General features: G+C 69.1%; 12 protein-coding genes. 10 read left to right on the top strand and 2 right to left on the bottom strand.

What is annotated here, in order from left to right; all coding sequences use genetic code 11:
* Positions 1-121: 121 nt before the first annotated feature.
* The 10 genes from ACFO27_RS04570 to ACFO27_RS04525 all read left to right on the top strand — a co-directional run bounded on the left by ACFO27_RS04570 (position 122) and on the right by ACFO27_RS04525 (position 13,048).
* A complete protein-coding gene (locus ACFO27_RS04570) occupies positions 122-1,330 on the top strand; it encodes an aminotransferase-like domain-containing protein (protein WP_376816211.1) in 1,209 nt (402 codons plus the stop codon).
* A complete protein-coding gene (ubiA, locus tag ACFO27_RS04565) occupies positions 1,327-2,280 on the top strand; it encodes a 4-hydroxybenzoate octaprenyltransferase (protein WP_376816210.1) in 954 nt (317 codons plus the stop codon). The genes ACFO27_RS04570 and ubiA overlap by 4 nt, the downstream gene beginning before the upstream one ends.
* Before the next feature lie 153 nt (positions 2,281-2,433).
* Positions 2,434-4,047 (top strand): GMC family oxidoreductase, encoded by a 1,614-nt coding sequence (locus tag ACFO27_RS04560; protein WP_376816209.1) that lies wholly within the window; start codon positions 2,434-2,436, stop codon positions 4,045-4,047.
* A gap of 35 nt (positions 4,048-4,082) precedes the next feature.
* A complete protein-coding gene (locus tag ACFO27_RS04555) occupies positions 4,083-5,360 on the top strand; it encodes a putative Na+/H+ antiporter (protein WP_376816208.1) in 1,278 nt (425 codons plus the stop codon).
* A 91-nt stretch (positions 5,361-5,451) separates the two neighbouring features.
* Positions 5,452-5,685: an FmdB family zinc ribbon protein gene (locus ACFO27_RS04550; RefSeq protein ID WP_323025220.1), complete on the top strand. Its 234-nt coding sequence runs from the start codon at positions 5,452-5,454 to the stop codon at positions 5,683-5,685.
* A gap of 12 nt (positions 5,686-5,697) precedes the next feature.
* Positions 5,698-6,348 (top strand): DUF502 domain-containing protein, encoded by a 651-nt coding sequence (locus tag ACFO27_RS04545; protein ID WP_376816207.1) that lies wholly within the window; start codon positions 5,698-5,700, stop codon positions 6,346-6,348.
* A 31-nt stretch (positions 6,349-6,379) separates the two neighbouring features.
* Positions 6,380-8,173 carry an aspartate--tRNA ligase gene (gene aspS / locus ACFO27_RS04540; RefSeq protein WP_376816206.1) on the top strand — a complete coding sequence of 598 codons (1,794 nt, stop codon included), beginning with the start codon at positions 6,380-6,382 and terminating at the stop codon, positions 8,171-8,173.
* 9 nt (positions 8,174-8,182) lie between these two features.
* Entirely contained in the window at positions 8,183-9,034 is an 852-nt protein-coding gene (locus ACFO27_RS04535; RefSeq protein WP_323025223.1) for an endonuclease/exonuclease/phosphatase family protein, read from the top strand.
* A gap of 113 nt (positions 9,035-9,147) precedes the next feature.
* Complete coding sequence (rpoH, locus tag ACFO27_RS04530) at positions 9,148-10,053, top strand: RNA polymerase sigma factor RpoH (protein ID WP_376816205.1); 906 nt, start codon at positions 9,148-9,150, stop codon at positions 10,051-10,053.
* Positions 10,054-10,399: 346 nt separating this feature from the next.
* Positions 10,400-13,048: a cation:proton antiporter gene (locus tag ACFO27_RS04525; RefSeq protein ID WP_376816204.1), complete on the top strand. Its 2,649-nt coding sequence runs from the start codon at positions 10,400-10,402 to the stop codon at positions 13,046-13,048.
* Positions 13,049-13,050: 2 nt separating this feature from the next.
* Here ACFO27_RS04525 and ACFO27_RS04520 read toward each other — a convergent pair whose 3' ends face one another.
* Positions 13,051-13,662 carry an SCO family protein gene (locus tag ACFO27_RS04520; protein WP_376816411.1) on the bottom strand — a complete coding sequence of 204 codons (612 nt, stop codon included), beginning with the start codon at positions 13,660-13,662 and terminating at the stop codon, positions 13,051-13,053.
* An 88-nt stretch (positions 13,663-13,750) separates the two neighbouring features.
* Positions 13,751-14,662: a heme o synthase gene (gene cyoE, locus ACFO27_RS04515; protein WP_376816203.1), complete on the bottom strand. Its 912-nt coding sequence runs from the start codon at positions 14,660-14,662 to the stop codon at positions 13,751-13,753.
* Positions 14,663-14,680 lie beyond the last annotated feature (18 nt).

Genomic DNA, 14,680 nt, shown 5'->3' with positions numbered 1-14,680 from the left:
CCCGCAAGCGCGCTTGATTTAATATAGAAGACTTCACCTGCGCCGACCGCCCGCGGATCCGGGCCGGCCGGCGTTTTCCAATCGACCGGCCCACAAGGCAGGCCCCCATTCGGAATCAATCATGGACACGTCCGTCTCCCGCACGCTTTTTTCCCAACGCGCCAACCAGCTCACCAGCTCGGCCATCCGCGAAATCCTCAAGATCACCGAACGGCCCGAGGTCATCTCGTTCGCCGGCGGCCTGCCCTCGCCCGAAGGATTTCCGATCCCCGAACTGCGGGCGGCCTTCGACAAGGTGCTGGCCACCCAGGGCGCCACGGCGTTGCAGTACGGCCGCACCGAAGGCTACACGCCGTTGCGCGAATGGGTGGCCCGGGACCTGTCGCGCCCGGGGCTGGACATCGACCCCGAGGAAGTCCTGATCGTGTCGGGTTCGCAGCAGGCGCTGGACATGCTCGGCAAGCTGTTCATCGACCAGGGCTCGCGGGTGCTGGTCGAAGCCCCCAGCTACCTCGGCGCCCTGCAATCGTTCTCCCAGTTTCAGCCGGAATACCGGGCCGTGCCCACCGACGAGCGCGGCCTGGTGCCCGAAGCCCTCGACGACGATCTCGTCCGGGACGCGCGCTTCATCTACGTGCTGCCCAATTTCCAGAATCCCACCGGCCTGACGCTGGACCGCGCGCGCCGCCAGGCCCTGGTCGAACGCTGCGCCCTCCTGGGCCTGCCCATCATCGAGGACGATCCCTACGGCGAACTGCGCTACGCGGGCGAACCGCAGCCCGGCCTGCTCGAACTGGGCCGTCCGGCGGGCGCCACGGTGATCCGCCTGGGCACCTTTTCCAAGGTCCTGGCGCCCGGCATGCGCCTGGGCTACGTCGTGGCGCCGCGCCACATCATCTCCAAGCTCGTGCAGATCAAGCAGGCCACCGACCTGCACACCGCGACGGTCACCCAGATGGCGGTGTACGAGGCCGTGCGCGGTGGCTTCCTGCGCGAGCACCTGCCGAAAGTGCGCGAGCTCTACCGCCGCCAGTGCGGCTACATGCTCGATGCCCTGCAGGCCCATTTCCCGTCCGACGCGCGCTGGACGCGCCCCGAGGGCGGCATGTTCATCTGGGTCACGCTGCGCGAATCCATCGACACCACGCAATTGCTGCAGGCGGCGATCCAGCGCAACGTGGCCTTCGTACCGGGCGCGCCGTTCTACGCCGGCGCCGACGCGCCGGTGAACACCCTGCGCCTGAGCTTCGTCACCGTGCCCGAGGACCGCATCCGCGCCGGCGTGCGCACGCTGGGCGAGCTCATCGGCCCGGCGCCCGAGCGCGCATGACGGCGGGCGGCTCTCCCTCCCGTCCGGGGCGGGCCGGCCCCGACCTGTCGGACATGCGTTTCGACGACTGGGTGGCCCGCTGGCTGCCCGCGTCCTGGGGACCCTACGCGCGCCTGTGCCGGCTGGACCGGCCCGTCGGCACCTGGCTGACCCTGCTGCCGGCGCTGGCCGCGCTGGTCCAGGCGGCCGATGGCCTGCCGACCCTGTGGCGCATCGTGGTGTTTTCCCTGGGCGCGCTGCTGATGCGCGGCGTGGGCTGCACCTTCAACGACATCTTCGACCGGGATTTCGACCATCGCGTCGAACGCACGCGCTTCCGCCCCCTGACCAGCGGCCAGCTCACGCTGCGGGCGGCGCTGTGGTTCGCCGTGGCGCAGATGCTGGTCAGCGCCACGCTGCTGCTGGCCATCAACGCCTACAGCCGCTGGCTGGCGCTGGCGCTGCTGCCGCTGGTGGTGATCTATCCCCTGTGCAAGCGCTACACCTACTGGCCGCAGGCCGTGCTGGGGGCGGCCTTCAACTGGGGCATGCTGATGGCCTGGTCCGACACGCGCGACGCGGTGCCCTGGTACGCCGTGGCCATGTGGCTGGGGGCGGTGCTGTGGCAGATCGGCTACGACGCCATCTATGCCTACATCGACCTGCGCGACGACCGCATGCTGGGCCTGAAATCGGTCGCCATGCGCTTCGGTGACCAGGGCCGGGCCTGGATCGGCGGCATGTACGCCGCCACGGCGGCCTTGTGGACCGCGTCGGGCTGGGGGATGGGCATGGACTGGCCCTATTACCTGGTCATGGCCGTCATCGCCGGCCACTTCGCCTGGCAGGTGCGCGTCTTCGACGTGCGCCACCCGGAACGCGGCCTGCGCCTGTTCCGCTCCAACATGCAGGTCGGCGTGCTGCTGATCGTCGCCGCCCTGGCCGGCACGGCGCTGCGCCCCTGGCTCTAGGGCCCGCCAGGCCGGTCGTCGCGCTGCGCGCGGCCGTGGATCCGGGCGGTCTTCCGCGGGGCCGTCTGGCGCCGGCCCGGCGTTGCGGATAGACTGGGCTCCATCAGAAAGAACGACGGAGCCGCCCGACGGCCCCGCAGGAGACCGCACGCCATGACCGCAGGAACGCCGGACGCCGCCGCGCTGGAATTCGATTACGTCATCGTGGGCGCCGGCTCGGCCGGCTGCCTGCTGGCCAACCGCCTGTCGCGCGAACACCGGGTCCTGCTGCTCGAGGCGGGCGGCACCGACGACTGGCGCTGGATCCACATCCCCGTCGGCTACCTGTATTGCATCGGCAACCCGCGCACCGACTGGTGCTACCACACCCAGCCGGACCCGGGCCTGAACTACCGTTCCCTGGGCTATCCGCGCGGCCGGGTGCTGGGCGGCTCGTCCTCGATCAACGGCATGCTCTACCTGCGCGGCCAGGCCGCCGACTACGACGGCTGGGCGGCGCTCGGCAATCCGGGCTGGGCCTGGGCCGACGTGCTGCCGCTGTTCAAGGACGTCGAGGACCACCATGCCGGGGCCAGCGAATTCCACGGCGCCTCGGGCACCTGGCGGGTCGAGCCCCAGCGCCTGCGCTGGGACGTGCTCGACGCCTTCCGCGACGCGGCGGCCCAGGCGGGCATCGGGCGCACCGACGACTTCAACCGGGGCGACAACGCCGGCTGCAACTACTTCGAGGTCAACCAGCGCCGGGGCGTGCGCTGGAACGCGGCCAAGGCCTTCCTGCGTCCCGTCATGCACCGGGACACGCTGCGCGTGATGACCGGTGTGCGGGTGGAACGCATCCGTTTTTCCGGGCGCCGCGCCACCGGGGTCGATTGCGTGGCCGACGGCGGCCGCCTGCGCGCCGTGGCGCGGCGGGAACTCATCCTGGCGGCGGGCGCCATCGGCTCGCCCCAACTGCTCCAGGTCTCCGGCGTCGGTCCCGTGGAACGCCTGCGCAAGCTGGGCATCCCGGTGGTGCTGGACCTGCCCGGCGTGGGCGAGAACCTCCAGGACCATCTCCAGCTGCGCATGATCTATCGCCTGCGGGGCGCGCGCACCCTGAACACCCTGGTCCATTCCTGGTGGGGCAAGGCTTCGATGGGCCTGCAGTACGCCCTGTTCCGCAGCGGGCCGCTCTCCATGGCGCCCTCGCAGCTGGGAGCCTTCGCGCGTTCGGATCCGTCGCGGCTCCGTCCCAATCTGGAATACCACGTCCAGCCCCTGTCGCTGGACAAGTTCGGCGATCCGCTGCACGATTTCCCGGCCCTGACGGCCTCGGTCTGCAACCTGCAGCCCGGCAGCCGGGGCCACGTGCGCGTCGTCTCGCCCAACGCCGCCGACGCCCCGGAAATCCTCTGCAACTACCTGCAGACCCCGGAAGACCGCGCCGTGGCGGCCGACGCCCTGCGCCTGACGCGGCGCATCATGGCCCAGCCCGCGATGGCGCGCTACCAGCCCGGCGAATACCTGCCGGGCGACGCCGTCCAGACCCAGGAGGCGCTGGAAGCCGCGGCGGGCGACATCGGCACCACCATCTTCCATCCGGTGGGCACATGTAAAATGGGCGTCGATCCGTTGGCCGTGGTGGATCCGGAACTGCGCGTCCGGGGGCTGGAAAGCCTGCGGGTGATCGATGCGTCCATCATGCCGGTCATCACCTCGGGCAACACCAATTCGCCGACGATCATGATTGCCGAAAAGGGCGCGCGCCTGATCCTGGGCAACGCCTGAATCCCCCCCTTCAGCCTCTCACACAGGACCCGGACATGGTCAGTCATACCGAGGTCGTGGCAAGCATTCTGTTTGCCATCGCCATCATCCACACGTTTTCCGTACCCGTCTTCGCCCGCCTGGCCAACAAGGGCGGGCCGCACGCCGGCCTGTGGCACCTGCTGTCCGAAGTCGAGGCCGTGTTCGGCGTCTGGGCCTGTGCGCTGTTCGTGTGGATGGGGCTGACCCTGGGGGTGCACGGGGCGGTCGAATACCTCGACACGCGCAACTTCACCGAGCCGGCCTTCGTGTTCGTGATCATGGTGGTGGCGGCCAGCCGGCCCATCATCGAGCTGGTCCGCCTGCTGGTCGGCGTGGTGTCGCGCCTGCTGCCCGTGGCCGGCGAACTGTCGCGCTTCTTCGTCATCATGACCCTGGTGCCGCTGTCGGGCTCGCTGATCACGGAGCCGGCCGCCATGACCCTGGCCGCCCTGCTGCTGCGCCAGGCCTATTTCCGCCGGCCCGGCCAGGACGGCTTCAAATACCTGACCGTCGGCGTGCTGTTCGTCAACGTGTCCATCGGCGGGGTGCTGACGGCCTACGCCGCGCCGCCGGTGCTGATGGTGGCCCATACCTTCGGCTGGGACACGGCTTTCATGGCGGCCCACTTCGGCTGGCGTGCCGCGCTCGCCGTGCTGGTCAACGGCCTGGTCCTGACACTGATCTGCCGGCCCTTCCTGCTCAACGGCAGCCTCGGCGTCCAGGAGGACGAGGGCGAGCGCCGCCCGCCGGTGTCCCCCGTGGTCATGGCCGTGCACGTGCTGTTCCTGGTGTGCGTCGTGCTGGCCTCGCATCACATGCAGATCTTCATGGCCCTGCTGGTGCTGTTCATCGGCTATGCCCACGCCTACAAGCGGCACCAGTCGCCCCTGCTGCTGCGCGAAGGCCTGATGGTCGGCTTCTTCCTGGCGGGCCTGGTGGTGCTGGGCGGCCTGCAGCAATGGTGGCTCCAGGACCTGCTGGGCGGCCTGTCTCCCTACGTCCTGTACCTGGGAGCCACCGCCCTGACGGCGGTCACCGACAACGCGGCCCTGACCTACCTGGGCTCGCTGGTCGAGGGCACCAGCGATCTCTGGCGCTACATGCTGGTGGCCGGCGCCGTGACGGGCGGCGGCCTGACCGTGATCGCCAACGCACCCAACCCGGCCGGCTTCTCCATCCTGAAGGGCTGCTTCGGCGACGGCTCGATTTCGCCGCTGAAGCTGCTGGGGGCGGCCGCCGTGCCGACGCTGGTGGCCGCCGTGATGTTCCTGCTGCCCAACTCGTTTAGTTGAAAGGATTAAAATCCAGGCGGTCGATCATTTCGGAAGTATTGCCGTGCCTATCTATGCCTATCGTTGCAGCCGCTGCGGTCATGAGCAGGACGTGCTGCGGAAAATTTCGGATCCTCCGCTGAAGACCTGCCCGGCCTGCGGCCAGGACACCTATGAAAAACAGGTGACCGCGGCCGGCTTCCGCCTGAAGGGCACCGGCTGGTACGCCACCGATTTTCGCGGGGGCGGGAAATCCGCCCCGAAATCCGCCGACGCGGCGGGCGGGGCCGCGCCGGGCGCGGCTCCCGCCTCCGGCGGCACGCCGCCCGCCTCGACGTCGGGCTGATTCCCGGAACCCATGCGCTTCCTCAAACGCTACTTCATCACCGGCCTGCTGATCTGGCTGCCGCTGGTGGCCACGGTCTGGGTGCTGACCGTCCTGATCGGCACCCTCATGTCCCTGGTGCCTTCGTTCCTCTCGCCAGAGGCCCTGTTCGGGGTGGCGATTCCGGGGTTCGAACTGGTCCTGGTCCTGGCCGTGATCCTGCTCACGGGGCTGTTCTGCGCCAATTTCATCGGCCGCGCCATCCTGTCGCGCTGGGAATCCCTGCTGGGGCGCATCCCCCTGGTGCGCTCCATTTATAATTCGGTCAAGCAGGTCAGCGACACCGTCTTCGCGCCCAACGGCCAGGCCTTCCGCGAGGCCGTGCTGGTGCAGTATCCGCGCCAGGGCGCCTGGACCATCGGTTTCCTGACCGGAACTCCCTGCACCGAGATCGCCACGCTGCTGGACGGCGATTTCGTCAGCGTCTACGTGCCCACGACGCCCAACCCGACGTCGGGTTTCTTCCTGATGATGCCGCGCGCCGATGTCCAGGTGCTCGACATGTCGGTGGAGACGGCACTGAAATACGTCGTGTCCATGGGGGTGGTGGCGCCGCCCGGCCTGCCGCCCCAGACACAGATGGATCTGCCGGCCGTGGAATCCCCCGGCGGGCAGTCCCATTGAAACTCGAACAATTCCTCTGACGGAGCCATTCTTGAACCGCACTTGCTACACCGGCGAGGTGTCCAAAGCCCACCTCGACCAGACCGTGACCCTGTTCGGCTGGGTGCATCGCCGCCGCGACCATGGCGGCGTGATCTTCATCGACCTGCGCGACCGCGCGGGCCTGGCCCAGGTGGTGGTGGACCCGGACAACAAGGCCGCGTTCGAGACCGCCGAGCGGATCCGCAACGAATACTGCCTGCGGATCACCGGCCTGGTGCGCCTGCGCCCCGCCGGGACCACCAACCCTGACCTGCTCTCGGGCGAGATCGAGATCCTCTGCCGCGAGATCGAGATCCTCAACGCCTCGGTCACGCCGCCGTTCCAGCTGGACGACGACAACCTGTCCGAGACCACGCGCCTGACGCACCGGGTGCTGGACCTGCGCCGCCCGCAGATGCAGCGCAACCTGATGCTGCGCTACCGCGTGTCCATGGTGGCGCGCAACTACCTGGACGCCCTGGGCTTCGTCGACATCGAAACTCCGATGCTGACCCGCAGCACGCCGGAAGGCGCGCGCGACTACCTGGTGCCCTCGCGCGTGAACCCGGGCGAGTTCTTCGCGCTGCCCCAGTCGCCGCAGCTGTTCAAGCAGATGCTGATGGTGTCCGGCTTCGACCGCTACTACCAGATCACCAAGTGCTTCCGCGACGAGGACCTGCGCGCCGACCGCCAGCCCGAATTCACCCAGATCGATTGCGAGACCTCGTTCCTGGACGAAGTCCAGATCCGCGAGATCTTCGAGGGCATGGTGCGCGAGATCTACCGCCAGGTGCTGGACGTGGCGCTGCCCGATCCCTTCCCCGTCATGAGCTGGGAAGAGGCCATGCGCCGCTTCGGCTCCGACAAGCCCGACCTGCGCGTGAAACTGGAATTCACCGACGTGGCCGACCTGATGCGCGACGTGGACTTCAAGGTCTTCTCCGGCCCGGCCAATGATCCGGCCAGCCGCGTGGTGGCCCTGCGTGTGCCCGGCGGCGCCAGCATGCCGCGCAGCGAGATCGACGCCTACACCCAGTTCGTCGGCATCTACGGCGCGCGCGGCCTGGCCTACATCAAGGTCAACGACGCCGCCTCGATCCCCGAAGGCCTGCAGTCGCCCATCGTCAAGAACATCCATGCCGACGCGCTGCGCGCCCTGATCGAGCGCACCGGCGCGCGGAACGGCGACCTGATCTTCTTCGGCGCCGACCGCGCCAAGATCGTCGCCGACGCCATCGGCGCCCTGCGCGTGAAGATCGGCCAGAGCGAGTTCGGCCGCGCCAACGGGCTGTTCGAGCCGGGCTGGAAGCCGCTGTGGGTGGTGGACTTCCCCATGTTCGAGTACGACGAGGGCGAGGGCCGCTACACCGCCGCGCACCATCCCTTCACCTGCCCCAAGCCGGGCCACGAGGACCTGCTGGAAACCGATCCGGGCAAGGCCCTGGCGCGCGCCTACGACATGGTCATGAACGGCTGGGAAGTCGGCGGCGGATCCGAGCGCATCCACCGCGCCGACGTCCAGCGCAAGGTCTTCAAGGCCCTCAAGATCGACGAGGAAGAGGCCCGCCTGAAATTCGGCTTCCTGCTCGACGCCCTGCAGTACGGCGCGCCGCCGCACGGCGGCCTGGCCTTCGGCCTGGACCGCCTGGTGACGCTGATGGCGGGCGCGGAATCCATCCGCGACGTGATCGCCTTCCCCAAGACGCAGCGCGCCCAGTGCCTGCTGACGCAGGCCCCGTCGGCCGTGGACGAGAAGCAGCTGCGCGAGCTGCACATCCGCCTGCGCCAGACGGAAGCCAAATAGGAACCGGCCATGCCCGTCCTGCGGGTCGTCAGCTACAACATCCACAAGGGCCGTTCGGCCACGGGTGGGCGGGAATCGCTGGCCGACCTGCGGCTGGGGCTGTACGGCCTGCGGCCGGACCTGCTGTTCCTGCAGGAAGTCCAGGGCCGCAACCAGGTGCATGGCAGCCTGGACGCGCAGCACGAGTCCCTGGCGGCGGCCCTGCACATGCAGGCCGCCTACGGCTGCAACGCCGTGCGCCAGGCGACCGACCACGGCAACGCGCTGCTGTCGCGCTATCCCATCCTGTACTACGAGAACCAGGACGTCTCCGACCACCGGCTGGAGCAGCGCGGCCTGCTGCACGGCGTGGTGCGGGTCGGCGACGTGCCGGTGCATTGCCTGGTGGTGCACCTGGGCCTGCTGGCGGGCGGGCGGTCGCGCCAGGTGCAGGCGCTGGCCGACCGCATCCAGCGCCTGGTGCCCGCCCACGAGCCGCTGCTGATCGCCGGCGACTTCAACGACTGGACCAACCGCCTGGCGCCGCTGTTCGTCGAGCAACTGGGCCTGGTCGAGGTCTTCGCCGCCGCCCCGCAGGGGTCGGACGAGATCTACCGGCTGCGGCGCACCGTGTCGCGCCTGCGCGAACGCCTGGCCTGGCTGCCGGGCCAGGCGCTGCGCCAGGCGCCGGAGCTGTCCATGAACGGCCATGCGCGCCTGACGCCGCCGCCCCGGACCTTCCCGTCCGTGTTTCCCTGGCTGCGGCTGGACCGCATCTACCAGCGCGGCTTCGCCGTGCGCCGCGCGCGGGTGCTGCACGGCTCGCCCTGGAAGAAGCTGTCGGACCACGCCCCCCTGGTGGCGGACCTGGAACTGCCCTGAGACGGACGGGAACTTTCCCGCCGGGCGGCAGCCTAACACTTATTGCCTTGAAATTAGCACTCTTCCCCATGGAGTGCTAACATCATCCCATCCAATACGAGGACCTTGTCACCATGACCTCCTCTTCGTCCGCCCTGTCGCTCGCGCCGTCCCAGCTGTCGCTGGCGATCGCCAATCCCGGCGCGCTCGGCACCATCGATGCCTACATCAGCGCCGTGAACCGGCTGCCGATGCTCACCGCCGACCAGGAAGCCGACCTGGGCCGCCGCCTGCGCGACGACAACGACCTGGACGCCGCGCGCGACCTGGTCCTGTCGCACCTGCGGCTGGTGGTTTCCATCGCCCGCCAGTACCTGGGCTACGGCCTGGCGCACGCGGACCTGATCCAGGAAGGCAACATCGGCCTGATGAAGGCCGTGCGCCGCTTCGACCCCGACCGCGGGGTGCGCCTGGTGTCCTTCGCCGTGCACTGGATCCGCGCCGAGATCCACGAATACGTGGTGCGCAACTGGCGCCTGGTCAAGATCGCCACCACCAAGGCGCAGCGCAAGCTGTTCTTCAACCTGCGCCGCATGCGGCCCGACGGCCACAGCCTGGGCCCGGACCAGGTCGCCGACATCGCTCGCGAGCTGGACGTGCGTCCGGAAGACGTCGCCGAAATGGAAGTCCGTCTGTCGGGCGGCGACTTCGCCCTGGACGCCCCGGGCGACGACGAGGACCGCTACGCGCCTTCCGACTGGCTGGCCGACGAGGCCCAGGAACCCGCCCAGGTGCTGGCGCGCCGCGGCATGGACGCGCTGCAGGGCGAGGGCCTGGAACACGCCCTGTCGTCCCTGGACGCGCGCTCCCAGCACATCGTGCGCGCCCGCTGGCTGGCCGACGACGGCGGCGCCACGCTGCACGAACTGGCCGCCGAATACGGCATCTCGGCCGAACGGGTCCGCCAGATCGAGGCCGCCGCCCTGAAAAAGCTGCGGATCGCCCTGAGCGAGCGGCAGGCGGACTTCCAGGCCGCCTGAGCCCGTGCGCGGCCGTCGTCGCCTCCGTGGCGCGGCGGCGACAGGCCTCGGCCGTCCGGGCGGCGCCGCGAGCCATCCCGGCGTCAGGTCACACTCTTTTGCATTTTTCCTCCCGGCGAGCGTGAACTTTCTGCGCCCCGGCCGGACCAACCCTCCATGAGCGCGCGCCGGCCTCGCCGGCTCACCGTTCTGTCGTCCGCTTCTGCTTCTCCTCTTCCCCTCCCTATCGAAGCGGATGTTCACGGGATGCCGCCTGGCATCCCTTTTTTTTTGCCGCATCTGCTGGAAAGCCGGTCCCCCGGGCCTGTAACATATCACCCGGATGATCTGAACGCGTTTCCTCGTCATGAAAATCGGCCTTTTGGTGTTCGGCCTGGCTGGCTTGCTGGCCCTGGTGTCCTTCATGCCACCGTTGGCGGGGCGTCTGCGCCTGCCTTATTCCGTCCTGCTGGCCATCGTCGGCTTCGTCCTGGGCGTCGTCATCCACGTGCACGGCTGGGCGCCGGGCGTCGTGGCCGACTTCCTGGATACGCTGCAGCACTTCGAGATCTCCTCCGAAACCTTCCTGTTCGTCTTCCTGCCCGTGTTGCTGTTCGAGACGGCGCTGGCGACGAACCTGCGGCGGTTGCTCGACGACATCAGCCCGATCCTGGTGATGGCCATCGTGGCCGTCGTGGTCTGCACCGTGGCGGTCGGCTTTTCGCTGGCGGCGATCTCCACCTACGGGCTGGTGGTCTGCCTGATGCTGGGCGCCATCGTGGCCACCACCGATCCGGTGGCGGTCGTGGGCATCTTCCGCGAAGTCGGCGCGCCGCGCCGCCTCACGAACCTGGTCGAGGGCGAGTCCCTGTTCAACGACGCGGCCTCGATCGCCCTGTACTCGGTGCTGCTCAGCGTCCTGTTCGGCGGCACCACGCCCGCCGTGGCGGACATCTTCAGCGGCTTCCTGGTCAGCTTCCTGGGCGGCGGCCTGGCCGGCCTAGTCATGGGGCGGTCGGCCATCGAACTGTTCCGCTGGCTGCGGGGCTGGCCCACGGCCGAGGTCACGCTGACCGTGGCGCTGGCCTACCTGACCTTCTTCATCGCCGAGCACTACCTGGGGGTGTCGGGGGTGGTGGCCACCGTGATCGCCGGCCTGGTGGTGGGCTCCAGCGGCCGCACGCGCATGTCGCCCACGACCTTCGAGCAGCTCGAAGGCGCCTGGGCGCAATTCGGTTTCTGGGCCAATTCCCTGATCTTCCTTTTCGCCGCCATGCTGATTCCGCGCATGATGGCGGAAATCACCTGGATGGAAGTCCTGCTGATCCTGGTCGTGTTCATCGTCACGCTGTGCGCGCGCGCGGTGATCGTCTACGGCCTGCTGCCCCTGCTGGGGCGGCTGCGGCTCAGCACCGAGGTGAGTCCGTCCTACCGGGCCGTGATGCTGCTGGGCGGCCTGCGCGGCGCCGTGTCCCTGGCCCTGGCCCTGGCCGTCACGGAACAGCCGGCGGTGCCCCACGAGGCGCGGCAGTTCATCGCGGTGGCCACGACCGGCTTCGTGCTCATGACCCTGTTCATCAACGGCCTGACCCTGCGGCCGCTGATCCACCGGCTGGGGCTGAACCAGCTCTCGCCGGTGGACCGGACCCTGCGCGACCAGGCCCAGGTGGTCGAACTCGAGGCCCTGCGCCTGAAGATCGACGACATCGCCCACAACGAGCACATCGGCAGCGAGGTGCTGGAGCGCCTGCACGCGGTGTTCGACGCCAGCCAGGCCGGCGTGGACGCCGGGCAGGTGCATCAACTGTCCCTGGACCAGAAGGTCGCCGTCGGCATGGGCATGCTGGCGGGCCGCGAGGAAGAGATGTTCTTCGAGACCCTCAAGGCCCAGGTCGTGGACTGGCGCACGGCCGAGTCCCTGCTGGCGCGCGCCGAACGGCTGGGGGACGCGGTGCGCTCGGGCGGCCTGCGCGGCTTCGAGGCCGCGATCGACGGCGACCTGCGCTATTCGCGCGCGCTGAAGCTGGCGCTGCGCCTGCATCACCTGACCGGCTGGGAGAACTGGCTGGTGCGCGAACTGGCCCAGCGGTTCACCAACCTGATGTGCAAGTGGTCCGTGGCGCGGCGCCTGATCCAGTTCGCCAAGACCGACGTGCAGCCGCTGCTGGGGCCGGAGGTCACCGAAATCATCGTGGCCGCGCACCAGCGCCGCCTGACGCTGCTGGAAGGCGCGCTGCAGGCCCTGGCGCTGCAATATCCCAATTACGCCCAGCACCTCCAGGAAGCCTATCTCGCGCGCATGGCGCGCGCCATGGAGCGCATCCGCTACCGCGACATGCTGGCGCACAACCTCATCAGCGGGGAAACCTATTCCGACCTGATCCAGCAGGCGGACATGCGCTGGGGGGCGCTGGAGGATAGCGGCGTGCTGGACATCACCATGAGCGCGGCGGCGCTGGTGCAGCGGGTGTCGATGTTCGAAGGCATGGACGAGCGCACCATGGCGGCCATCCGCCGAGTGCTCAAGCCCCGCCTGGTCATGCCGGGCCAGTCGATCCCCACCCGGTTCGGGCGCAGCCGCGCCATGTATTTCGTGGCCTCGGGCGCGGTGGTCCTGGACCTGCCGGACGGCACCACGGCCGAACTGGGCAGCGGCCAGATCTTCGGGGAAATGGCGCTGGCCATGGATCACGATTTCCAGGCGCGGGCGCGGTCGCTGGGGTACAGCCGCCTGCTGATGCTCCAGGAGCGCGATTTCAAGCGCCTGCAGCAGCAATACCCGATGCTGCGCGAGAAGATCGACCTGATCGTGCGCCAGCGCCTGCGGGCGGTGGAAGTCTGGCAGCAGTTCGAGTCCGGCGAGCGCCAGCACGAGCCCCTGCCGGATTTCAAGCGGATCGCGGCGGCCGAAGCGCCGGCCGATGCGGAGGAGGCCCTGGCCTCGGGCGAGGCCGGCACCGCGGAACTGGAACCGGATGCGGCGAGCCCGGCCGGCGCGCCGCCCACGGCGGCCTGACCTTACAGCAGCAGCTTGATGTCGTGGGCCACGTCCTCGGGCGTCAGGGACGGCCCGAGCAGGGCGCGGGCCTCGCCCTCGCGGTCCATCAGGTAGAAGGCCGACGAGTGGTTCATGGCGTAGTGCTCGGGTGTCGGCCCGGGTTCCTTGGCGTAGAAGGCCTTGAAGGAGCGCGCGGTCTTGTCCAGTTGTTCGGGGGTGCCCGTCAGGCCGATGAAGGACGGGTCGAAGGCCTGCACGTAGGCGCCCAGGATGTCAGGCGTGTCGCGCGCGGGGTCGACCGAGACCATGATGACGCGCACGTCGCGGGCCTGGTCGCCCAGCAGCTGCATGGTCTGGGCGGCCTGCGCCATGGCGGTGGGGCAGACGTCGGGGCATTGCGTATAGCCGAAGAACACCAGCAGGACCTTGCCCCGGAAGTCCGCCAGCGTGCGCCGCTGGCCCGTGGTGTCGGTCATGTCCAGATCGCGCCCCAGGTGGGATCCGGTGATGTCGTTGCCCTCGAAGGGCAGGGGCTCGGCTTTCGAGGTGCAGCCCGGCAGGGCCAGGGCGAGGGGCAGGGAGGAGAGCGCGGCGGCCAGAAGCCGGCGGCGCGGGATTGAGAACGGCATGATCCATCATCCAGGTCGGTGAATCGGCCCGGGCGGCGCCGAGGCGCGTGCCCGGGTCGGGGTTCCGCCGGGTCGGGCCGGGAGGACTCGTTCAGAGGTTCCCCAGAACCAGGCCGACCCAGTGATCCAGCAGCAGCGCGGCGAACAGCAGCGCCAGGTACAGGATCGAATAATGGAACAGTTTACGCGCCCTGGCGTCCGAGTAGCTTCGATATAGCGCAAGGGATTGCCACACGAAGCGGCCGCTGAGCAGGCAGGCGGCAGCCAGGTAGGCGGGGCCGCTCATGCGCACCACGTAGGGCATCACGGACGCCGCGAACAGCGCGATGCTGTAGAGCAGGATGTGCAGCTGGGTGAAGTTCTGCCCGTGCGTGACCGGCAGCATGGGCAGGCCGGACTTCTCGTAGTCGTGGTGGCGGTACAGGGCCAGCGCCCAGAAATGGGGCGGCGTCCAGATGAAGATGATCAGCACCAGCAGCCATGCCTCGGCCGGCACGGCGTTGGCCATGGCGGCCCAGCCCAGTGCCGGCGGCATCGCGCCCGACAGGCCGCCGATGACGATGTTCTGCGGCGTGAGGGGCTTGAGGATGGCGGTGTAGATCAGGGCGTAGCCGACGAAGCTCGCGAAGGTCAGCCACATGGTCAGGGCGTTGACCTGGGTGTACAGGATCCACATGCCGGCTCCGCCCAGGATGCCCGCCATCAGCAGGACCTGGTGGCTGCCGATCTGGCCGGAGGCCGTGCCGCGCCGCGCCGTGCGCAGCATGCGCGCGTCGGTCTCGCGTTCGACCAGGCAGTTGATGGAAAAGGCGGCCGCCGACAGCAGCCAGATGCCCGCCGTGGCGGACAGGGCCAGCCAGGGGTCGGGCAGGCCGGGCGTGGCCAGGAACATGCCGATCACGGCGCAGAACACGGCCAGCTGCGTGACCCGCGGCTTGGTCAGGGCCAGGTACTGGCGCAGCAGGGAAGGGGAACGGCGGGGGGCGGCGGCGGTGGTGGTCATGTTTGCATTCTAGGCGCT

Origin of the sequence: Castellaniella denitrificans, from assembly GCF_042653765.1 — a bacterium.
Taxonomy (GTDB): domain Bacteria; phylum Pseudomonadota; class Gammaproteobacteria; order Burkholderiales; family Burkholderiaceae_B; genus Castellaniella; species Castellaniella denitrificans.
This window is presented reverse-complemented; position numbering and strand designations above follow the sequence as displayed.